At 70.3% G+C, this 22,084-nt stretch carries 15 protein-coding genes; 11 read left to right on the forward strand and 4 right to left on the reverse strand.

Annotation, left to right across the window (positions count from 1 at the left end; genetic code table 11):
* Positions 1-5 precede the first annotated feature (5 nt).
* Complete coding sequence (locus AC07NX_RS02820; RefSeq protein ID WP_494638928.1) at positions 6-1,556, reverse strand: sugar ABC transporter ATP-binding protein; 1,551 nt, start codon at positions 1,554-1,556, stop codon at positions 6-8.
* Positions 1,553-2,233: a DUF2291 family protein gene (locus tag AC07NX_RS02825; protein ID WP_494638930.1), complete on the reverse strand. Its 681-nt coding sequence runs from the start codon at positions 2,231-2,233 to the stop codon at positions 1,553-1,555. Before AC07NX_RS02825 ends, AC07NX_RS02820 begins: the two co-directional genes overlap by 4 nt.
* Before the next feature lie 231 nt (positions 2,234-2,464).
* Here AC07NX_RS02825 and AC07NX_RS02830 point away from each other — a divergent pair, with 231 nt between their 5' ends.
* From AC07NX_RS02830 to AC07NX_RS02840, 3 genes are read left to right on the forward strand one after another with little or no spacing between them, the layout of a single operon-like run.
* Positions 2,465-3,331, forward strand: a complete 867-nt coding sequence (locus tag AC07NX_RS02830) for a transketolase (RefSeq protein ID WP_494638932.1) — start codon at positions 2,465-2,467, stop codon at positions 3,329-3,331.
* Entirely contained in the window at positions 3,328-4,287 is a 960-nt protein-coding gene (locus AC07NX_RS02835) for a transketolase family protein (protein WP_494638934.1), read from the forward strand. The genes AC07NX_RS02830 and AC07NX_RS02835 overlap by 4 nt, the downstream gene beginning before the upstream one ends.
* Positions 4,287-5,756 (forward strand): FGGY family carbohydrate kinase, encoded by a 1,470-nt coding sequence (locus tag AC07NX_RS02840; RefSeq protein WP_494638936.1) that lies wholly within the window; start codon positions 4,287-4,289, stop codon positions 5,754-5,756. Before AC07NX_RS02835 ends, AC07NX_RS02840 begins: the two co-directional genes overlap by 1 nt.
* 76 nt (positions 5,757-5,832) lie before the next feature.
* Here the strand turns inward: AC07NX_RS02840 and AC07NX_RS02845 are convergent, their stop codons facing one another.
* Positions 5,833-8,490, reverse strand: a complete 2,658-nt coding sequence (locus AC07NX_RS02845; protein ID WP_494638938.1) for a TonB-dependent receptor domain-containing protein — start codon at positions 8,488-8,490, stop codon at positions 5,833-5,835.
* Between the two features lie 215 nt (positions 8,491-8,705).
* On the opposite strand from AC07NX_RS02845, the gene AC07NX_RS02850 reads away from it, so the two are divergent.
* From AC07NX_RS02850 to AC07NX_RS02880, 7 genes are all read left to right on the forward strand, one after another.
* Positions 8,706-10,301 (forward strand): carboxylesterase/lipase family protein, encoded by a 1,596-nt coding sequence (locus tag AC07NX_RS02850; RefSeq protein WP_494638940.1) that lies wholly within the window; start codon positions 8,706-8,708, stop codon positions 10,299-10,301.
* Between the two features lie 147 nt (positions 10,302-10,448).
* Positions 10,449-13,301, forward strand: a complete 2,853-nt coding sequence (locus AC07NX_RS02855; RefSeq protein WP_494638942.1) for a TonB-dependent receptor — start codon at positions 10,449-10,451, stop codon at positions 13,299-13,301.
* Positions 13,289-13,882 (forward strand): RNA polymerase sigma factor, encoded by a 594-nt coding sequence (locus AC07NX_RS02860; protein ID WP_494638944.1) that lies wholly within the window; start codon positions 13,289-13,291, stop codon positions 13,880-13,882. Before AC07NX_RS02855 ends, AC07NX_RS02860 begins: the two co-directional genes overlap by 13 nt.
* Positions 13,872-14,870, forward strand: coding sequence for a FecR family protein (locus AC07NX_RS02865; RefSeq protein ID WP_494638946.1), 999 nt, complete (start codon positions 13,872-13,874; stop codon positions 14,868-14,870). The genes AC07NX_RS02860 and AC07NX_RS02865 overlap by 11 nt, the downstream gene beginning before the upstream one ends.
* A gap of 128 nt (positions 14,871-14,998) precedes the next feature.
* Positions 14,999-17,665, forward strand: coding sequence for a TonB-dependent receptor (locus tag AC07NX_RS02870; protein ID WP_494638948.1), 2,667 nt, complete (start codon positions 14,999-15,001; stop codon positions 17,663-17,665).
* A gap of 94 nt (positions 17,666-17,759) precedes the next feature.
* On the forward strand, positions 17,760-18,812 hold the full coding sequence (locus tag AC07NX_RS02875) for a phosphatidylinositol-specific phospholipase C domain-containing protein (RefSeq protein WP_494638950.1): 1,053 nt from the start codon (positions 17,760-17,762) through the stop codon (positions 18,810-18,812).
* Between the two features lie 325 nt (positions 18,813-19,137).
* Entirely contained in the window at positions 19,138-19,749 is a 612-nt protein-coding gene (locus AC07NX_RS02880; RefSeq protein ID WP_494638952.1) for a methyltransferase domain-containing protein, read from the forward strand.
* Positions 19,750-19,867: 118 nt separating this feature from the next.
* Here AC07NX_RS02880 and AC07NX_RS02885 read toward each other — a convergent pair whose 3' ends face one another.
* On the reverse strand, positions 19,868-20,533 hold the full coding sequence (locus tag AC07NX_RS02885) for a hypothetical protein (RefSeq protein WP_494638954.1): 666 nt from the start codon (positions 20,531-20,533) through the stop codon (positions 19,868-19,870).
* A gap of 437 nt (positions 20,534-20,970) precedes the next feature.
* On the opposite strand from AC07NX_RS02885, the gene AC07NX_RS02890 reads away from it, so the two are divergent.
* Positions 20,971-21,945: a glycosyltransferase family 9 protein gene (locus tag AC07NX_RS02890; protein ID WP_494638956.1), complete on the forward strand. Its 975-nt coding sequence runs from the start codon at positions 20,971-20,973 to the stop codon at positions 21,943-21,945.
* Positions 21,946-22,084 lie beyond the last annotated feature (139 nt).

Genomic DNA, 22,084 nt, shown 5'->3' on the forward strand with positions numbered 1-22,084 from the left:
GACCTTCACTGCGCGAGCGCGGCGCGCTGGGGGCGCGGCGCGGAAGAGGAAACGACCGCGCCGTTGGCGGCCCGGACCAGGCGCCCTTCATCGGCCTCGGCCGCGGGCAGGTCGGCGGTCAGGCGGCCCTTCGAGAGCACCAGGATCCGGTCGGCGACGCCGAGGGCCTCCAGCATGTCCGAGGTGGCGAACACCACGGCCAGGCCGTCGGCGGCCAGGGCGCGCATGGCCGCGAACACCTCGGCGCGCGCGCCGATGTCGACGCCGCGCGCGGGCTCGTCCAGCAGCAGGGCCAACGGATCGCAGAGCAGGCAGCGGCCGATGACGACCTTCTGCTGGTTGCCGCCCGACAGCGCGCCGATCGGCGTCGCGCCCGACGGGGTCTTCACCCCCAGGCGCGAGATCATCGTCCTGACCGCGCCGGCCTCCGCCCCGCCCGAGACGACGCCCAGGCGCGAGAGCCGGCCGATGGTCGAGAGGCCGAGATTGCCGCCGACGGTCAGGTTCTGGAACAGGCCCGCGCGCTGGCGGTCCTCCGGGACCATCAGCAAGCGCCGCTCGACCCGCTCGGCCGTCGAGCGCTTTTCGATCGCCTCGCCGGCCAGCCGCACCGCCCCGACGCCCCGACGCAGGCCGAAGGCGTATTCGAACAGTTCCGTGCGCCCCGCGCCCAGCAGGCCGTAGATCGCCACCACCTCGCCGGCGCGGAAGTCGGCGCTGACGCCGTCCACCAGCCTGGCGCCGTCGCCGCGCTGGACGACCACGTCGTTCAGGGACAGCACGACCTCGCCGGCCGCGCGGGGCGCCGGCCGCGCGGGACCCGCGGCGGCCTCGCCCAGCATGGCTTCGATGATCCAGGGCACCGAGGCCTGGGCGACCGGCGCCGAGGCCACCACCGCGCCGTCGCGCATGACCGTGATGAGGTCGCCGATGCGCATCAGCTCCTCGAGCCGGTGGGAGATGTAGACGACGCCCACGCCCTGCCGCTTCAGCTCGCCGATCACGGCGAACAGGCTGGCGACCTCCTCCTCGCTGAGAGCCGAGGTCGGCTCGTCCATGATCAGGACACGGACGTCCTCGACCAGCACGCGGGCGATCTCGACGATCTGCTGCTGGCCGATGCTCAGCGCGGAGACGGGCGTGTCGCCGCCGAAGGTCGCGCCCAGGCGCGCCAGGGCCTCGTCGGCCTTCCGCCGCTCGGCGGCGTGATCGATGGCCAGGCCGGTCCGCAGGTTACGGCCCAGGAAGATGTTCTCGACCACCGTCAGGTTCGGACAGAGGTTCAGCTCCTGGAACACGATGCCGATGCCTTGCCGGACCGCGTCGCGGATCGAGCGCAGCCGCGCGGGGGCGCCGGCCAGGGCCAGTTCGCCGCCGTCGGGCTGCTCGACCCCGGCCAGGATGCGCATCAGCGTCGACTTGCCCGCGCCGTTCTCGCCGATCAGGACATTGACCGCGCCGCCCCGCACGTCGAAGTCGACGCCGCGCAGGGCCTGGGTCGCGCCATAGGCCTTGGTCACGCCGCGGGCGCTGAGAAGGACGGGGCCCGGGCTCATGGCGCGACGCCCCGCGGGCCCGGCTTGTCAATCAGCACCGGCGTCACCAGCACGGGCTGGTCGGCCGCCGCCAGGTCGAACGCGCCGACGAAGCGGACCTCGTCCCCGGGCTTGAGGCCGTCCAGGGTCGGGGCCAGCCGCGACAGGGCGGTGTTGGTCAGCGCCCGGCCGACGTCGGCATAGGCCAGTTGGTCGGTGAAGTCGTCGAACGCGATGAACGGCAAGGCGTCGCGCAGCGAGGTTCCGACCACCACGGGCCCCGCCTGCAGCCTCACGGAACGGGACAGGCCGTCGCCCAGCGCCACGGCGATGGTGCGGCGTCGCGAGCCGGAGTCGACGGCGGTGACGACGCCCTCCCCGGAGACGACGAAGGTCCAGGGCGCGCCCTCGCCGGACCGACGGCCCAGGCGAACGCCGGCCTCCTCGGCGTTGGCGTCGATCGCGGGAAACAGCGTCTTGGCGGGCGCGGCGCGGGCGCGGAAGGCCGGCAAGGCCTGGGTGTCCCAGATCTTGCCGACATAGTCGTCGGCCTTGAAGTTGAGGCTGCGCTTGGCGCGGATGGCCTGGTCCTGGTCCAGCGTCACGACCTTGCAGCCCGACAGCGTCGCGGCGCCCGCGAGCAGGACGGCGCACACCGCCCATCGCGCCCCACGCCGTCTCGGACCGATCTTCGTCACGCGCCCTCCCTGCCCGGCGCACTCGCCGGCTGAGCTTCGTTTATTTTCTTTTTCCGACGGCAAGATGCATACGAGATTCCGCGCTGTCAAACCAGGCTCGACGATTTCCCTGGAAATTCCGAAGAGATGCGCTTTCGCCCAACGCGGCAATTCGAAGCCATTCGAAAGTTTCCCTTGTTTCCGACCAAGGGTGCGGATAGTCAAATCCTCACGATGGAGGAGGCGGGATTGGTGAAAGCCCTGGACGCAAGGCGAGAGGCCGTGGCCGCCGGGCGCGTCGACCGCGTGCGGGAGCGCGCGAACTGGATGCGCCGGCGCAGTCTCCAGATGATCTACGAGGCCGGGCAAGGCCATCCGGGCGGCGACCTGTCGGCGACGGACGTCCTGGCCGCCTTGTATTTCGGCGTCATGCGCTTCGACCCCGCCGCGCCGGCCGCGCCGGATCGCGACCGGTTCATCATGAGCAAGGGCCACTGCACCGGCGCGCTCTACAGCGCCCTGGCCGGCGCGGGTTTCTTTCCCGAAACCGAGCTGTCGACCTATCTGCAACCCAATTCACGGCTCAACGGCCACCCCAACCGCACCTATCTGCCAGGCGTGGAGACCAATACCGGCCCGCTGGGCCACGGCCTGCCCGTGGCGGTCGGCGTGGCCATCGCCGCCCAGGTGGACGGCGCCGACCACCGCACCTTCGTGCTGACCGGCGACGGCGAGCTGCAGGAAGGCAGCATGTGGGAGGCCGCCATGCTGGCCGGCCACCGCAAGCTGGGCGGCCTGACCGCGATCATCGACCGCAATCGCCTGCAGCAGGGCGCGCGGACCGAGGACACCAATGGCCTGGAACCCCTGGCCGACAAATGGCGGGCCTTCGGATGGGAGGTCGTCGAGGTGAACGGCCACGACCACGCCGCCCTGCTGTCGGTCCTCGACGCCCCGGCCACGCCGCGCCAGCGACCTCGCTGCGTGATCGCCAACACGATCAAGGGCTATGGTATTTCGTTCATGCACGACCAGGCCCGATGGCATCATGGCGTACCGAACGCCGAGCAATACGCCCAGGCCCAGGCCGAACTGGCGGACGGCAAGGATCCCGCATGAACGCGCACGCCCCCTCCCCGCCCGGCCTCTTCGACTGCCGCGACGCCTATTCGCGCACGCTCGAGACGCTGGCCGCCGCCGATCCCCGCATCGTCGCCGTCGTCAATGACAGCGTCGGCTCCAGCAAGCTGGGCCCGTTCCGCGACCGCTTCCCCGAACGCCTGATCAATGTCGGCATCGCCGAGCAGAACATGGTCGGCGTCGGCGCCGGCCTGGCCAACGGCGGCAAGATCCCGTTCGTCAGCGGCGCCGCCTGCTTCCTGACCGCCCGCGCCCTGGAGCAGATCAAGGTCGACGTCGCCTATTCGGCGGCGAACGTGAAGCTGTGCGGCATCTCCAGCGGCGTCGCCTATGGCGAACTGGGCGCGACCCATCACTCGATCGAGGACCTGGCCTGGCTGCGCCCCCTGCGCGGGCTGACGGTGATCGTGCCCTGCGACCCCTGGGAGACGGCCGAGGCGGTCAAGGCCGCCGCCGCCAGCGACCAGCCGACCTTCATCCGCATCAGCCGCATGCCGGTGCCGGAACTGGAGCACGGGACGCCGTTCCAGATCGGCAAGGCCGAGATCATGCGCGAGGGCGCCGACGTGGCGATCATCGCCACCGGCGCCCTGGTGCATCGCGCCCTGGCGGCCGCCGAGCTGCTGGCGGCCGAAGGCGTGTCGGCCCGGGTGATCAACATGGCGACCATCGCGCCCCTGGACGAGGCGGCGATCATCGCCGCGGCCGCCGACTGCGGCGCCATCGTCACCGCCGAGGAACATGTCGTGCGCGGCGGCCTGGGCGGCGCGGTCGCCGAGGTCGTGACCCAGAACCGGCCCGTCGCGATGCGCATCCTGGGCTTCGACGGTTTCCAGCCGACCGGGTCGGCCGAATGGCTGATGGAGCGCGCCGGCCTGACCGCCGGGGGCGTCGCCGCCGCGGCCCGGGACCTCGTCGCCCAAAAGACCCGCTGATGGCCGGCGCGGCGATCCTGGCGATCGACCAGGGCACCACCAACACCAAGGCCCTGCTGGTCGGCCAGGACGGCGGGATCATCGCCCGCGCCTCGCGCCCGATGAGCCTCGGCCATCCCCGGTCGGGCTGGGCCGAGCAGAACGCCGAGCATGTCTGGGCCAGCGTCGTGGCGGTGATCGACGATCTGCTGGCCGCCGCCCCGGGCGTCACCGTGGCCGCCCTGGCGATCAGCAACCAGCGCGAGACGATCGTCGCCTGGGACGCCGACACCGGCCGCCCGGTCGCGCCGGCGATCAGCTGGCAGTGCCGTCGCTCGTCGGACCTGTGCGCCAGGCTGAAGGCCGAGGGCCACGAGGCGTTCATCGCCGAGCGCAGCGGCCTGGGCCTGGATCCCCTGTTTCCCGCCGCCAAGCTGGCCTGGCTGCTCGAGACCCAGCCGGACGTCGCCGACCTGGCGGCGCGCGGCAAGCTGCGCGCCGGCACGATCGATTCCTGGCTGCTCTGGAATTTCACCGGCGGCGCGGTCCACGCGACCGACCCCAGCAACGCCTCGCGCACCCAGCTCCTGAACCTGCGCACCCGCGCCTGGGATCCCGAGCTGGCCGCGGTGTTCGGCGTTCCGCTGTCGATCCTGCCGGCCATCGCCCCGTCCGACGCCCGCTTCGGCGCGGTCGCGGCGGGCGTCACCGGGCTGGAGCCGGGCACGCCGATCCACGCGATCCTGGGCGACTCCCACGCGGCGCTGTTCGGCCACGCCCAGGCCGCGCCAGGGGCGGTGAAGGCCACGATCGGCACCGGCTCGTCGATCATGACCGCGACCGACGAGCCGGTCGCCTCGTCCCATGGCCTGTCGTCGACGATCGCCTGGACCCAGGGCGGGACCTGCGTCTACGCCCTGGAAGGCAACATCACCGTCTCGGGCCAGGCCGCGGCCTTCGCGACCCAGCTGCTGGGCCTGGCCGACGAGCAGGCCCTGACGGACCTGGCGCTGTCGGTCGAGACCAGCGACGGGGTCGTCTTCGTCCCCGCCCTGGCCGGGCTGGGCGCGCCGCACTGGCACGACCGCGCCCGCGGCCTGATCAGCGGCATGAGCCTGGGCACCCGTCCGGCCCACGTCGCGCGCGCCGCCTTCGAGGCCATCGCCCTGCAGATCGCCGACGTCGTCGCGGCCATGGAGGCCGATCTCGGCCGGGCGCTCAGCGAGATCCGCGTCGACGGCGGGGCCACCCGCAACGCTTTCCTGCTTCAGCTCCTGGCCGACCTGATGGACCGCGCCGTCGTCCGCCAGCCCAGCCCGGAGGCCAGCGCCCTGGGCGTGGCCCGCATGGCCGCCCAGGCCCTGGGCGCGCCCCTGACGGCGGACACCGCGCCCAGCCGGCGCTTCCAGCCCGCCATGCCGGCGGCGACGCGCGAGCGGATATGGCGCGCCTGGCGCGCCGCCGTCGCCCAGGCCAAGCCCGCGGACTGAACCTGGGCCGCGCTTCGTCCCGAAGAAAAAGGCCCGCCGAGAGAGGAGAACGTCGCTCCCGGCGGGCGAGCGCGGGCTAGAACTTGGTGCGCACCCCGACCGAGACGAGGCGGCCGAGCGTCGAGCCGTTGGCGTAGCCGCTGTTGGCGTTGCGCCATGGCGGGTCCTTGTCGAACAGGTTGTCGACATTGAGGGTCAGCTGCGCGCCCTGCATCGGCCCGAGGTCGCCCAGGTCCAGGCCGCCATAGAGATCGACGGTGTTGAAGGCGCCCACGCTCGACTGGACCGCTTCGCCCACGATCGGATAGCCGCCGCTGTGCGTCAGGGTCACCCGGCCGGTGACCTTGCCGTAGGCGCCGCCGGCGGTGGCCACATAGTTGAAGCGCCCCACGCCGTTCTTCAGGCGGTCGACATAGACGCCGTTGTTGGCGTCGCTGGTCTTGCGGTTCAGCGTGTAGGTCCCGCCGAAGCTGGCCGACAGCGATCCGAAGCGGGTCGCGCGATAGGCCTGCAGGTTGAAGTCGACGCCGTCCTGCTTGACCCGGCCGCGGTTGTAGCGACGCAGGTCGTAGATCGCGTACGGGCTGCTGGTCGCGAAGAACGCGGCCAGGGAGTCGAAGTTGTCGGCCCGGGCGCCGCGCGAGAAGGCCTGGGCCTGCGCCAGGGTCGGGTTGAGGATGTAGTACGGCGCGTTGGAGGCGTCGGCGTAGAAGGCCGCGCCACCGTTGAAGCCCCCGGCGTTGACGCTGATCACGTCGGAGAAGTCGACGTTGTAGTAGGTCACGCTGGCGGTCACGCCGGGCAGGAACTTCGGCTTGAAGTCCGCGCCCAGCGACCATGTATCGGCGGTTTCGGGACGCAGGGTCGGGCTGCCGCCGGAGATGTACAGGATCGGCCGCAGGGCGCTGCCGGCCGGATCGCCCGGACGGACGTTCAGCGCGATCGGGAACGAGGTCACCCGGGCATCGACCGCGCCGGTGGTGTCGGCCAGGCTGGGCGCGTGGAACGAGCTGCCCCAGTTGCCGCGGATGCGGACGCCGTCGAACGGCGTGTAGTTGAAGCCGACCTTGGGATTGGTCGTGCCGCCGACGTCGCTGTAGTCGTCATGGCGGATCGAGCCGGTCAGGTCCAGGGCCCGCAGGAAGGGCTTGGCGTTGCCCGCGCCGACCAGCGGCACGAGGACTTCGCCGAACACGGACTTGACGTTGCGCGAGGCCGAGACGGCGTTGCGCTTGGGCGTGGCCGTCGGACCGAAGGCGATGGCCGCGTCGATGCTCTCGTGATGATACTCGGCGCCCACGGCCAGGCGGACGTCGCCGCCCGGCAGGATGAACAGCGCGCCGTCGGCGACCAGGCGGCCTTCGGCCAGGTCCTGCTTGGCCTTCGAGATGTTGGTGTAGTCGCGGATCGCGGCCAGCACCGCCGGGTTGGTCTGGGCCAGGTCGTAGGGGTTCAGCGCCGTGGCGGTGGTGGTCGCCCGCAGGGCCTGGTCCACATAGGGGCTGTTGATCGAGCCCTCGTTGGTCTGGCTGTAGCTGTGACCGAAGTTGCCCATGCCGCGCAGCTTCCAGCCATGGCCGAGGTCCAGGTCGAAGGTCGGGGTGACGCCCTCGGAGCTGAACTTGGCGGGGTTGTCCGTGCTGTCGCCGAGCACCGGCGCGTAGCTGAACAACACCGACTGGCTGGTCTCGGTCCCGATCGGGCGGAAGTAGGGGTTGGCCGAGGTGATCGTCGAGTTCGTCGACAGCGGCGCGGTCTTCATGTTGGTCTTGCGGACCGAGTAGTAGCCGGTGACGTTGACCGACAGGTCGTCGGTGACCTGCTGGTCCAGGGTCACGAAGACCGTGTGGCGACGCTCGCGCGGATAGACGTCGGCGTGGTCGGTGGTGTCGCAGAGGTTACGGGTCCCCGCGACCAGGCCCGGCATGGCGTAGGCGACGCCCGCAGCGGTGATGTTGGCTTGCGCGCAGGTCGCGGCGCGGCGGTCCGTGCCGCCGGTCCCGCGGTTGTCCTGGGTGACGTAGTCTCGCTCGCGGCCCAGGATGTCGTCGTGCCAGGCATAGGCGTAGGACGCCGACAGCGAGCCGCGGCCCCAGTCCTTGCCGACCGTCATGTTGGCGTCGAGGGTGTGGTAGCCGTCGGCCACGCCGTACTTGCCCGACACCTCGGCGCCCGACATCCGCTTGCGGGTGATGAAGTTGATGACGCCGCCGATGGCGTCCGAGCCATAGATCGACGACCCGCCGTCCGGGATGACCTCGACGCGCTCGATGACGCCCGGCGGGATCACGGTGGGATCGACATAGGTCTGCAGGATGCCCGCGCCGACCACCCGGTGGCCGTTCAGCAGGACCAGGGTGGTGGTCCCGCCCGAGGCGCCCAGGTTGCGAAGGTTGGTCTGGGCGATCGGCTGGCCGAAGCTGGCCGAGACGGCGGGGAAGCCGTTGAAGTTGCTGATCTGCGGAATGGTGGCCAACAGGTCGTTGGTCGAGGCCGCGCCGCTGGCGATCACCTCGTCCTTGCCCACGCCGATGACGTTGGTGCCCACCGGCGCGACGCCTCGCAGCAGGGTGCCGGTGACGACGACCTCTTCCACCTGGGCGGCGTCGGCCTGGGCCGCCTCGTCCGATGGCGCCGTCTGGGCGTAAACCGGCCCGGCGATGGCGACGGCGATCGCCGCCAGGCTGGCCGAAAACACGGTCGCACGCGCGCTGTCGCGGTTCTTCACTGCCACGTCCCCTCTCCCATTCGCGCCGCGAGCTCTTTGGTCCCGCGGTCCCTTTGATGCTTTCATTCGTAACTCAATGATCTCCGAATGACAATTGACTGCTTTCGAATATCTTCGTATCTCGAAACAGACCTGAGAATGAACGCGAAAATGCGCGCGACGGCGACCCGAGGGAGGGGTTGGGAATGAACGTGAGGGGCAGGATCTCCAGGCGGGAATGGATGGCGTCGGCCGCGGCGACCGCCGCCGCGCTGGCGGCGCCGACCGGCGCGCGGGCGATTGGCGCGCGGGCGGCCGGCGCGCGGGCGGCCGGCGAAGGGGTCGCCACGGCGGTGGTCCAGACCGACCACGGTCCGGTGCGGGGGCGGGTCGAGGGCGGCGTCAACGCCTTCCGCGGCGTTCGCTACGGCGCCCCGCCCGTCGGCAAGCTGCGCTTCCGCCCGCCCCGCCCGCCCCAGACCTGGTCGAAAGTGCTCGAAGCCGACAAGTTCGGCGCGGCCGCCATGCAGACCCCGGGCCCCGACGCCCCCAAGACCGAGGAACACAGCGAGGACTGCCTGTTCCTCAACGTCTGGACCGCCGGGCTCGACGCCGGGAAGCGGCCGGTCATGGTCTGGCTGCACGGCGGCGGCTTCTGGGAGGGCGCGGCGGGCCGTCCGACCTATTATGGCGACCATTTCGCCCGGGACGGCGTGGTGCTGGTCTCGGTCAATCACCGCCTGAACGTCTTCGGCTTCGCCCAGCTGCCCGACAGCTGGGGGCCGGACTACAGGTCCTCGGGCCTGGCCGGCATGCTGGACATCGTCCTGGCCCTGCGGTGGGTGAAGGCCAACATCGCCCGTTTCGGCGGCGATCCCGACAACGTCACGATCTTCGGCGAGAGCGGCGGCGGGGCCAAGGTTTCGCTGCTGCTGGGCATGCCGCCGGCCAAGGGCCTGTTCCGCCGGGCCATCATCCAGAGCGGGGCGGGCCTGAACGCGGCGCCCCGCGACTACGCCCAGGCCCTGGGCGGGGCGCTGACCGAGGTCCTGGGCGTGAAGCCGGGCGATGTCGACGCCCTGGCCGCCCTCGACGGCAAGACCATCTTCGACAGCCAGAAGGCGGCGGTCGAGAAGGCCAAGGGGGCCGCCCGCCCGGGCTTCCTGGTCGACGGCTTCGTGCCCAGCATCGACGGCCAGGCCCTGCCGCGCGGCCCGTTCACGCCGGGCCCGCAGCCCTGGATCTCCGACGTGCCGCTGCTGATCGGCTCGAACCGCGACGAGATGGCCCTGTTCCTGTCGAACGTCCCGACGGTGGTCAACCAGACCGACGCCGACTTCCAGAAGGGCGTCCGCGACGCCTATCCGGACAAGGCCGACCCGATCATCGCCGCCCTGCGCGCGGCCAATCCCGGCGCGACGCCCGGCGAGCTGACCATCGCCTTCCAGACGGCCAAGGCCTTCTGGATCGACTCGGTGACCCTGGCCGAGCGCAAGCTCACCCAGCCCGCGCCCGTCTGGATGTATCGAATGGACTGGGACCAGTCGCCGGCCCTGGGCGGCAAGCTCAAGGCGTCCCACGCCATGGAGCTGTCGTTCGTGTTCGGCACCTACGAGAACATCCGCTTCTTCGTCGGCCCGGGCGACGGCCCCGCCCGCATGGCCGCCCAGATGCACCCGGCCTGGGTCGCCTTCGCCAAGACCGGCGATCCGCGGACGGCGAGCTTGCCCGACTGGCCGCGCTATGACCTGGCCAGGCGCCAGACCATGATCTTCGACCTGGAAAGCAAGGTGGTGAGCGACCCGCTGGGCGACCTGCGCCGCCTGATCGGCGCCTAGCCAGGACGCAAGGGCGGGAGGCGCGCGGGCCGCTTCCCCATGCAATACGACGCCACGAACGGGTCGATCTGTCGTCAATCCGTCACCCAAGCCGACTAGTGACGGCTTGGTTCGGTCGCGTCGTCGGGACCCGAGATTCCTCGCAGCATGCCACGCAACCTCTGTCGCGCCACGCTGCTGGCGATCACCACGGCCGGCTCGATCCCGACCCTCGGCCACACCCAGGCCCGGCCGGACCTGGGTCCCGCCCTCACGCGGCTGGCCATCGAACGCAATGTCCAGATCCTTTTCCAACCGCGTCTTGTCGAAGGCCTGGTCGCCAACCCGGTTCGGCATGGGATGGCCCTGGACCAGGCGCTGGCCGCGATCATCGGTCGCCAGGGCCTCAGGGTCCGCAAGGTCCGCGCGGGGGTCTATGCGGTGGAGCCGGAGGTCAGGCGCGTGTCCCTTCCCGGTCCGCCGGGTCCGCCCGCCGAGGAAGACGGCCCGAACGACGTGGCCCCGCTGGTCGTCACCGCCGCCTACGCCGCCAGCCTGGAGCGGGCCCTGGCGCTCAAGCGCCAAGCCGGCTACGGCCTGGACGCCGTCAGCGCCGAAGACATCGCTCGCCTGCCCGCCGCCAACGCCGCCGAGGCCCTGCAGCTGGCGCCGGGCGTGAGCCTGGAGCGCCATCGCGGCGTGGGCCTCTATGTCAGCGTCCGGGGCCTTGGACCGCAGTTCCAGAACGTCCTGCTGAACGGCCGGTCGATCGCCATCAACGACCTGGTCGAGAACGGCGGGTTTCGCGGCCGGCAGTTCCGCTTCGAGGTCCTGCCCGCCGACGTCATCGACCGCATCGAGGTCGTCAAGACCACCACCGCCGACATGGACGAGGGCGCGCTGGGCGGCAATATCGACGTGCGGACCTTCAAGCCGCTGGAGCGCGGCCCGCGCGCGGTGCTGTCGGTCCGGGCCTCGCAAGGCCTGGCCGGCAAGCCCGACCCGGCGGTGTCGGGCGTCTGGAGCTGGGTCTCGCCCGACGGCCGTCTCGGCCTTCTGGCTGCGGGCATGGCTGAGCGGCGGCGGATCCGCAACGACCGCCTCTACCAGACCGGCTGGAACCTCGACCGCTTCACCCCCGTCCTCCCCGCCGGGCTCTACACGCCCACGCGCACGCGACCGACCATCGAGCTGGAGGACCGCCGCCTGATGTCGGGCGATTTCGCCCTGCAATGGCGGCCCTCGCCGGACTGGCGGACCGACGTCGACCTGCTGGTCACGCGCCTGGACGCCCACTACGACGAGTTCGGTCTGGACATCTATCCGGACGACACCACCTTCGCCCGCCCCGCCTTCGTGGCCGGCAGCCAGAGGGTGGTCGGCGACACCGTGCAAGCTGGCCGGATCGACAACGTGCGCTGGATGGCCTCGCGCGAGACCAGCCTCAATCGCCACGACCTGGCGGCTTTCGGCGTCCGGCAGAGCTGGACGCCGGGCGCGTGGGCGCTGGACGTCGACTACGCCTATTCCCGCGCCCGCAGCTACCATCCCGACGGCCGGGGCACGGTGCGGGCGCGCGCCGCCTTCTTCGCGCCCCTGATCTACGATTTCGGCGGCGGCCTGCACACCGCGCCCACCCTGAGGACGACGGTCGACTACACCGATCCGGCGCGGTTCGTCGGCCAGGCGTTCGACTACACCTGGAAGGACTCGCGCGACACCGACGAGGCCCTGAAAGCCGATCTCGCCCGGTCGCTGGGCCCGGGCCGGTTCAGCGTGGGGGTCGAAGGCCATCGGCGGGTGCGCGACTATCGTCGGCGCGACTGGATCCTCGACACGGTCGTCGGCGCCCCCCTGACCAGCCTGGGCCGCGACGATTACGGCCAGACCCCGGTCTCGGACTATCTGGCCGGCACGCGGGGCGACCTGCCGCGACGCTGGGTCGCCCTGGACGCCCGGGCTTTCCACCAGCGCCTGTTCACCGAAGAGATCGCCGCGCGAGCCCCGTCGGTGTCGGACCTGCGCAATTCGTTCGTGGTCGAGGAGAAGATCGTCTCGGCCTATGCGCGCGGCGACTTCTCGGCCCGCTGGTACGGCCTGCCGGTCGACGGTGACGTGGGGGTCCGCTACGCCAGCACCCGGCAGGTCTCGACGGGCGTGCTGTCCAGCGGGGCCGAACCGATCCCGGCCGAGTGGCGCAAGTCGTATGGAAACTGGCTGCCCAGCGCCAATCTTCGCGTCGCCCTGACCCCGGACCTGCTGTTGCGGCTGGCCGCCTCACGGGTGGTCAACCGCCCCAATGTCGTCGACAACGCCCCGCGCATCACCCTGGCCCGCGACACGCCGACGGCCAACGGCGGCAATCCCGATCTCGACCCGTTCCTGGCCACCCAGCTGGACGCCTCGCTGGAGTGGTACTTCCCGTCCGGGGGCGCCCTGACCGGGGCGGTGTTCGACCGGCGGCTGGACAACTACATCACCGCCCAGAACACCTTCATCCAGGTACCCGGGCGCGGCGAGATCCTGCTGTCGACCAACGTCAACGGCGGCGACGCCCGCATCCAGGGCCTGGAGCTGGCCTATAGCCGCTCCTTCAAGACCCTGCCCGCGCCGCTGGACGGCCTGGGCGTGCAGGGCTCGCTGACCCTCGTGCGCAGCCAGGCCAGCTATTTCGCCGGCGACCGGGTGATCCGCAACGCCCTGCTGGGCCTGTCGCGCACCAACTACAGCCTGCTGGCCTTCTACGAGCGCGGCCGGGCGTCCGTGCGGCTGGGCTACAACTGGCGCAGTTCCTACCTGACCACGATCGGCAGCTCGATCACCGCCCCGGCCACCACGGCGGCCTTCGGGTCGCTGGACGGCGCGGCGTCCTGGCGGATCAACCGACAGGCGACGATCACCGTCGAAGGCGTGAACCTGGCCGACGCGCGTCGCTTCGTCCACGGCGAGAGCCGCGATCAGCCGATGGAGATTCATCATTGGGGCCGCTACCTGTCCACGAGGCTGCGATGGGCGTTCTGATCTTCCCGAGCCTGGCGTCGACCGACGAGGAGCCGCCGGTCAGGGCCAGCGACGCCGCCGAGCCGCGGCCAGCGCTGGACGCGCCGCGGTTCGACACCCTCGTCTCGCGCTATCGTCGACCGCTGCTCAGCTTCTTCCAGCGACGTTCGGTCGGGGCCGAAGACGCCGAGGACCTGACCCAGGAGGTGTTCATGCGCCTGTCCCGCCGGTTCGCGCGCCTGCACTGGGGCAACCCCGACGGCCTGGTGTTCACCGTGGCGGCCAACGCCCTGATCGACCATGAGCGCCACGAACGCTCCCGCCGGCGCGACCGCCACGTCGAGGTCGATCCCGGCCTGCCCGACGAGGAGCCGTCCGCCGAGACCGCCCTGGCCGGCCGCGAGCGGCTGCGCAGCCTGGTGGCGGCGCTGGACACCCTGAGCCCCAGCGTCCGCGCGGCCTTCGTGCTCTGTCGCTTCGAGGGCCTCACCCAGGCCGAGGCCGCCGCGCGGCTGGGCGTGTCGGTCAGCGCCGTCGAGAAACACATGATGACCGCCCTGGCGCGGCTGCGCCTGGCGATCGGAACCGAACATGACGCCTGACACCCCGACCGAGCCCGCCGGATCCGACCCGCGCCGGATTCTGGCCGCCAGCCTTTCGCGCCCCCTGTCCGCCGCCGAACAGGCGGTGCTCGACGCCTGGGCCGAAGGTTCCGCCCAGGCGCGCGAGGAGATCGCCGAGACCCGCGAGGCGTGGCTGGCCATCGGCCTGGCCGCCGAGGATCCGGCCGTGCGCGCCCTGCGCCGCTCGGTGCGGCTGGAGACAGGCCTGGACCGCCCGGCGACGCGCCGGCCGCATCGAACCGATCGCCGCTGGCTGATCGGCGGGCTGACCCTGGCGGCCGCCGGCGTCGTGGCCGGCGTGGCGCTGGTCGATCATCCCCGGACGGAGACCTATGTCGCCCCGCCGCACGCCGCGGCGCGGTTGACCCTGGCCGACGGCAGCCGCATCACCCTTAGTCCCGGCGGCCGCCTGACCGCCCGGTTTTCCCGGCGCGCCCGGACCTTGGCCCTGACCGAAGGCGACGCCTTCTTCGACGTCGGCCACGATGCGCGACGCCCCTTCACCGTGGCGGTTTCGGACCGCACCCTGACGGTGCTGGGCACCCGCTTCAATGTCGCGGGCGGGCGCCGCCTGACCGTGTCGCTGGTGCAGGGCTCGCTGCGGGTGAGCCAGGCGGGCGCGCCCGACGTGCTGCTGCGGCCCGGCGAGCGCTACCTTGCGACCGAGCACGGCGGTCGCGCCGAAGCCGGCGACGTGGCGGGCGACGCCGCCTGGACCAGCGGCCGCCTGGTCTTCGCCGACGCCGGCCTGGTCGAGGTCGCCGAGCGGCTCTCGCGCGCGGCCGGCCGAAGGGTGATCCTCGGCGATCCGGCCCTGGCCGACCTGCGCCTGTCGGGCTCGGTGCGCGTCGAGCGGCTGGACGACGTCCGCGCCGCCCTGGAGGTCGCCTTGCCGGTGAAGACCCACACGACGCCCGACGGAAGCCTGGTCATCACCCCGGCCAAGGATTCATCTCGGCACGGATGAAAGCCCAAGGTTTTCAACAGGTCGTCGCAAATAATTCACCGACGGCGAACTGAGGGCGAACCGCCGGGCTTTCGTTCTACCCCCTCGACCCGCGCCTCCCCGCGGGTCGCAACCGATCGGGGGACAAGATGATCCGCTCCAAGAACTCGTCGGCGCGCTGCGCCGGCGCCGTCGCCATTCTCGCCTTCGCCGCCCTGGCCTCCAGCCAGGCCGCCCAGGCCGCCGAACCGACCGCCGAACCCACCGCCGCGCCCGCCGAAGCGGCGGACACCGTCGATACGATCGTGGTCACCTCGTATGGCAAGAGCCTGCAGGCCGCCGCCGCCCTGAAGCGCTCGGCCGCCTATGGCCTGGACGCGATCAACGCCGAGGACATCGGCAAATTCCCCACCCGCAACGCCGCCGAGGCCCTGCAACTGGTCACCGGCGTGACCATCGACCGCCAGCGCGGCGCGGGCCTCTATGTCAGCGTCCGGGGCCTGGGTCCGCAGTTCCAGTATGTCGAGCTGAACGGCCGCTCGATCGCGGTCAACGAACTGATCGAGAACGGCGGCGCCAAGGGCCGCCAGTTCCGCTTCGAGGTCCTGCCCGCCGAACTGATCTCGCAGATCGAGGTGGTCAAGACCCCGACCGCCGACATGGACGAAGGCGCCCTGGGCGGCAACATCAACATCAAGACCTTCAAGCCGCTGGACGTCGGCCACAAGGCCGCCTTCTCGATCCGCGAGACCTATGGCGACGTGCGCAAGAAGGCCGATCCGTCGGCCTCGGGCCTGCTCAGCTGGACCAGCGCCGACAACACCCTGGGCCTGCTGGCCTCGGGCCTCTACGACGAGCGCCACGTCCGCAACGATCGCCTGTACCAGGTGGGCTGGAACCTGGATAAGTTCAAATCGGCGCTGGGCAGCGGCCTCTACACGCCCTCGCGCACCCGTCCGACCATCGAGACCGAGCATCGCAAGCTCTATTCCGGCGCGGTGACCGGCCAATGGCGGCCGAACGGCGACTTCCAGACCGACGTCGACGTGCTGGTGACGCGCCTGGACGTCGACTACGACGAGTTCGGCCTCGACATCTATCCGGACGACACCACCTTCCGGACCCCGACCTTCGTGGCCGGCAGCCAGAAGGTGGTCGGCGACACCGTGGTGGGCGGCACGATCAACAACGTGCGCTGGATGGCCTCGCGCGAGACCAGCCTCAATCGCCACGACCTGACCGCCGTCGGCCTCAAGCAGACCTGGACGCCCGGCGCCTGGAGCTTCAACGCCGAATACGCCTTCTCGCGGGCCCGCAGCTACCATCCGGACGGCCAGGCCACCAAGCGCAACCGCCTGGCCTTCTTCGGCCCGCTGACCTACGACTTCTCGCGCGGCTACAAGTCGATCCCGCAGCTGACCACCACGGTGGACTACACCAACCCGGCCAACTTCGTCGGCCAGGCCTTCGACTACACCTGGAAGGATTCGCGCGACACCGACGAGACGATCCGGCTGGACGGCGGGCGGGTGTTCGACGGCTGGTTCAGCAAGATCGCCTTCGGGGCCGAGCGTCACAACCTGAAGCGCGACTACCGCCGTCGCGACTGGGTGCTCAACAACGACCTCAACGTGCCGGTCAGCACGCTCGGCTCGTCCTTCTACGAGGCCCTCCCCTACAAGAACTTCCTGTCGGGTTTCGACGGCAATACGCCGCGCAACTGGGTCACCCCGACCACCACGGCCTTCTACAACAGCCTGTTCACCCCGGCCGTCGCCGCCCAGCCGCTGTCGGCCGCCGACGCCCGCAACTCGTTCGTCGTCGACCAGAAGATCACCAGCGCCTATGTGCGCGGCGACTTCCGGTTCGAGGCCGTCGTGCCGATCAGCGGCAATGTCGGCGTCCGCTACGCCCGCACCGAACAGGTGGCGAGCGGCACCCTGACCAGCACCGACGCCAGCAACAACCCGGTCCTGACGCCGGTGGCCTATCCGCAGGACTATGGAAACTGGCTGCCCAGCCTGAACGTCAAGGCCGAGCTCAGCGACACCCTGATCGCCCGCTTCGCCGCCTCGCGCGTCGTCAACCGGCCCAACGTCACCGACAGCGCGCCGCGCATCAGCGTCTCGCGCGACTCGCCCAACGCCTCGGGCGGCAACCCGGCCCTGAAGCCGTTCCTGGCCGACCAGCTGGACGCCTCGCTGGAGTGGTACCCGGCCCCGACCACGGCCCTGACCGGGGCGGTGTTCTGGAAGAAGATGGACGACTACATCACCCAGCAGAACACCACGATCCAGGTCCCGGGCCGCGGCGACATCCTGCTGTCGACCAGCGTCAACGGCGGCGACGCCAAGCTGACCGGCGTCGAACTGGCCTACAACCAGAGCCTGGCCTTCCTGCCGGGTCCGTTCGACGGCCTGGGCGTCCAGGCCTCGGTGACGCTCGTGGACAGCAAGGCCAGCTACTTCGCCGGCAACCGCCAGATCAAGGACGACCTGATCGGCCTGTCCAAGACCAGCTACAATCTGGTCGGCTACTACGAGAAAGGCCCGCTGGCCGCGCGCCTGGGCTGGTTCTGGCGCTCGCGCTACCTGTCGGGCACGGGCAGCACCACCACCGCCGAGTCCTATATCGACGCCTATGGCTCGCTGGACGGCTCGATCTCGTACGACCTGACGCCGAACTACGCCCTGACGCTGGAAGGCTCCAACCTCACGAACGAGATCCGCTACGTCTACGGCAAGACCAAGGACCAGCCGATGGAGATCTATCACTGGGGCCGCACGGTCTCGCTGACCCTGCGCGGCAAGTTCTAACCGTCCCCCGAAGGCGGCCGCCCCCTCGGCCGCTTCACCTCGCGGCTGGGCGCGTCCGCGCGCCCAGCCGACTTTTCCCTTCACGAGATCCGTCATGCGCCTGTCCGCCGCCCTGCTGTCGTCGATCGCCCTGATGGCGCCACTGATGGCGCCACTGCTGTCGCCGCTGGGCGCCCACGCCGCCGATGCGCCCCGGCTCAACGCCATGCACGTGCTGGGCTCGCACAACAGCTATCGCCCGGACCTGGACCCGGCCGCCCTGGCCCACCAGCGCCAGGTGATGGGCCCGCGTTCCACGGGCGTCGAATACGGCCATCCGCCGATCGCCGCGCAACTGGACCTGGGCCTGCGCCAGCTGGAATTCGACCCCTATGCCGATAGCGCCGGCGGTCTCTACGCCGCGCCCTATGCCGGCGATCCGGCCCGGCTGGCGACCATGAAGCGGCCGGGCGCCAAGGTCCTGCACGCCCCCGTCGTCGATGCGCGCACGCTCTGCCTGACCCTGGCCGACTGCTTCGGCCAGGTCGCCGCCTGGTCTCGCGCCCATCCCGATCACGACCTGATCGTGATCTTCGTCAACACCAAGGAAGAGCCGTTCGACACGCCCGCCATTCCCAACCCGCCGGCCTATACCGAGGCGGACCTCGCGGGCCTCGACGCCGACGCGGTCCGGGCGTTCGGCCGCGCCCATGTCGTCGCGCCGGACGACCTGCGCGGCGACGCTCCCACCCTGCGCCAGGCGGCGACGGACGGGCGCTGGCCCAGCCTGGCGGCGTCGCGCGGCAAGGTGCTGCTGGTGCTGGATTCCAACCCGCGGATCGCCCAGCTCTATCGCCAGGACCATCCGTCCCTGGCCGGCCGCATGATGTTCGGCCTGTACGACGCCGCCGAGCCCGAAGCCGCGGTGTTCAACATCCAGGATCCCCGGGCCGAGGAAGCCCGGATCAAGGACCTGGTCGCCCAGGGCTTCCTGGTCCGCACCCGCAGCGACGCCGACACCCGCGAAGCCCGCCTGCACGACCAGGGTCGCCTGCAGGCCGCGCTGCGCTCGGGCGCGCAGATCATCAGCACCGACTACTATCCCGGCGCGCCCGACCCGCTGAACTTGCGGTTCGTGGTGCGACCGCCGTGGTTCAAGGCGCCCTGATAGACAGGATCGAGCGCGATGTTCGAGGCTGGCGGCGACCGCGGACTGGCCGGAAGGACTGTCAGCCCAGGCCATGGGCGAACCAGGTTCGCCTCCATGATCCTGAAGCCCGTCGCTCTCCAGCGGCGGGCTTCTTCGCGTTCTCGGGCTTGGCTCCGTGGTCGGCGATGCGCGCGATCCTCGGTGGCGACCGTCGTTGATCCCTGGCTGATTACATGATTGCATTATCGCCGGGTGAAATCGGTGGTTTAGTTGGGGGTGGGCTATATTCGACAGTATTTCCGCGTTCGCGCGTTCGCGACGCGCTCGAAGGCATTTGCTTCCCTTGCTGAAGGCCGCCCGCTCTGGCGGCGGCCCCCTCCGGGTGCTCGACGTCGGGGGGACGGCGAATTTCTGGCGGCCTATCATGCCTTCCTTGGAGGGAATGGACGTCAGAATCACCGTTCTCAACCTTGAGCCTCGGTCGGGAGCCGACGACGAAACTTTCACCTACGTGGTGGGGGACGCCTGCGCGCTGGAGTACGAGGACAACGCATTCGACATCGTCGTCTCGAACTCGGTCATCGAGCATGTGGAAGACCCTGCCGGCGTCGTCACATGGCGAGCCCAGCGCAGATACGCCTCCGAAGTCCGGCGCGTCGGCAAGAGCTTCTACGTCCAGGCCCCCTATTTCTGGTTCCCGGTGGAGCCTCACTACCGCCGCCTCTTCTTTCACTGGCTGCCGTTGCCGCTCCAGGCCTGGATGCTGATGAACTTCGATCTGCGTGGCGGGCGGAAATCGGGCTCGCTTCACGACGCCTACGAGCGGCTCGACAAGCACCCCCGGCTCCCGACCTTCGGCGACATGAAGCTGCTGTTCCCGGATGCGCGCATTGAGCGGGAGGGGTTCGCCTTGCTGACGAAGTCGCTGACGGCGATCCGTTTGGATGCTCACTGAGGCGGAGATCTTGGCGGCGTTGAAGCGCCGGCCGGGCGGTTCGGTCCGGGGGCGGCCCGAAAGGACCACCCCCTTTCCGACGACATGACGGAGCTCGCCTTGCCGTCGCTCGCCGGGATCAGACGGCGCAGCTGGCGGTGTTGGTGTTCTTGTCGGTCTTGTCATAGGCCCGAACCGAACCATCCTCGTTCGTATAGATGAACAGCAGCATGTTCGGGTCGGCGGTGATGCCCCGCGGCAGCGAGGTGCTGCTGACCAGGCTGGTGTACTGGTCCCAGTCGCCGCCGCTGTGGTTCGACGGCGTGCGATCGTCGATGCCGCCGACATCGGGGTGGTTGTGGATGTAGCCGACGATGCGCGCGCCGTCCGGAACGCCGCCGGCCCCGATGTCGACCTGGCCCGTGTTGCTCTGCGTATAGACGTTGCCCACGCCCACGGAACCGTTGTGTTCGTAGATCAGCGCGCCATATTCGTAGGTCTCGTCGTTGCCCGCCGCGATTTGCGAGGCCGCGTTGCGGGCGGCGTCGAGGATCGATCCGGCGTCGACGCCTTCCGGCGCGGCCGCGACGCACGGCGGGTATTCTTCCGGGGGCGGATCGCCGCCGTCACCGCCGCCGCCGCCGTCGTAACCGCCGTCGCCGCCGTCATAGCCCCCGTCCCACCAACCGTCCCAGCCATCACCACCATCGGGGTAGCCAGTGACGGTGATGCCGTCGACCCAAGTATCGTCCGTGGTCGTACCGCCGGTGATCAACTCCAGCTCTTCCAACGTAAGCTCGCGCATGTCATCGCACCTATGTGGCGTCACCCCACCATGCGGGGCCACGATTTTGGGGCACGCTTAAGTGGAAGAATCCATATCGTACCCTTAGATTGAGTAATAAAATTTTCGTGATCAAACGAGCGTTCGTGCGGACGCGCGCGGAAGGCGAAAAACGGCGTTGCCAAACAGCCGAAAGCCACCATAGGTTGCCGAGAAAGGTGCGCAAGGAACATTTGTAGTTGTCGCTACAGTCCACACCGCCGCTGCCCAACGCGCCTCGGGAATTGGGCGCCCGACTGGCCGCGAGCATGCGGGAGGGCGGCTACGCCCAGACGGCGCGCCTGTTCAGGGACATCGCCGCGCGCCATTCCATTCCGCCGAAAATGGCCGCCGCCTTCGGCGCCTACGCGGCCTATCACGACCAGGCGCGAGCCAGCGAGGAAGCCTATGAGCTGGCGTTGAACGCCGCCCCTTCCGCCGACACCCTCCTCTGCCGCGGCCTGTCGCGTCTTCGCCAGGGCAATTGGCGCGAAGGCTGGATCGACATGGAGAACCGACTGGACGCGCTGAGGCTGACCCCGTTCTCGCAACTGCGCGGCAAATCGAGCGGACGCAGCGTCGAGCGTTGGCGCGTGGGCGAACCCCTACCCTCCGACCTTCTGGTGTTTCCGGAACAAGGCCTGGGCGACACGCTGCAGTTCGCGCGCTTTCTGCCCGACCTCGTCCGCCGCGGCGTCGAGGTGACGGTGGTCGGCCGCGCCTATCTCGAACCGGCGATCAGGTCGCTCTCGCCCGCCCCCCGGTTTCATCGGATCGACGAGCCCCTGATAAGCCGCGCCGAGCGTTGGTGCTGCCTGATGAGCCTGCCCGCCCTGCTCGGGCTGGAGCGGAGTTCGGACCTGGCGCGTTCGGCCTACCTGTTCCAGGACGTGATCGGTTCCAGGCCCGCGCGCGCCGAAAGCGGCCGGCTTGCGGTCGGTTTCGCCTGGCAAGGCAATCCCGACCACCCGCGGGACGCCCATCGCTCGACCCGCCTGTCAGCCCTGGCGCCCCTTCTGCGAGCGCCCGGCGTCCAACCGGTAAGCCTTCAGATTGGTCCGGGCGCGAGCCAGATCGCCGAAACCCCCGAAGCCGAGCGCATGCTTACGCCGCTCGGCGACGACGCCTCGCTCGTCGACACCGCCAAGGTGATCGCCGACCTCGACCTGGTGATCAGCGTCGACACCGCCGTAGCGCACCTGGCCGGCGCGATGGGCCGTCGCACGATCCTGCTTCTGGCCGCCGCCGGCGTCGATTGGCGCTGGCGGCGAAACCAGCGCCGCACGCCCTGGTACGAAAACATGACCGTGGCGCAGCAGTCGCGCGCGGGCCGCTGGGCCGATCCGGTGAGCGAAGCCCTGGCTCAGGTCGCCGACATGGGAGCTCGAGCCTGATGACGGGGTCGCGCCTTTTTCTCCCGCCAGCGCGACTTTATGTTGTGTGATTTTGGAATGTGTATCTAGGGTAATCCCGATGGGGGCGTACCGGCTTCAACTTGAGCCTAACGGCGTGCGGCCCGCAAGGACTGACCGC

It is taken from the genome of Caulobacter sp. GW821-FHT09A05 (assembly GCF_059418465.1).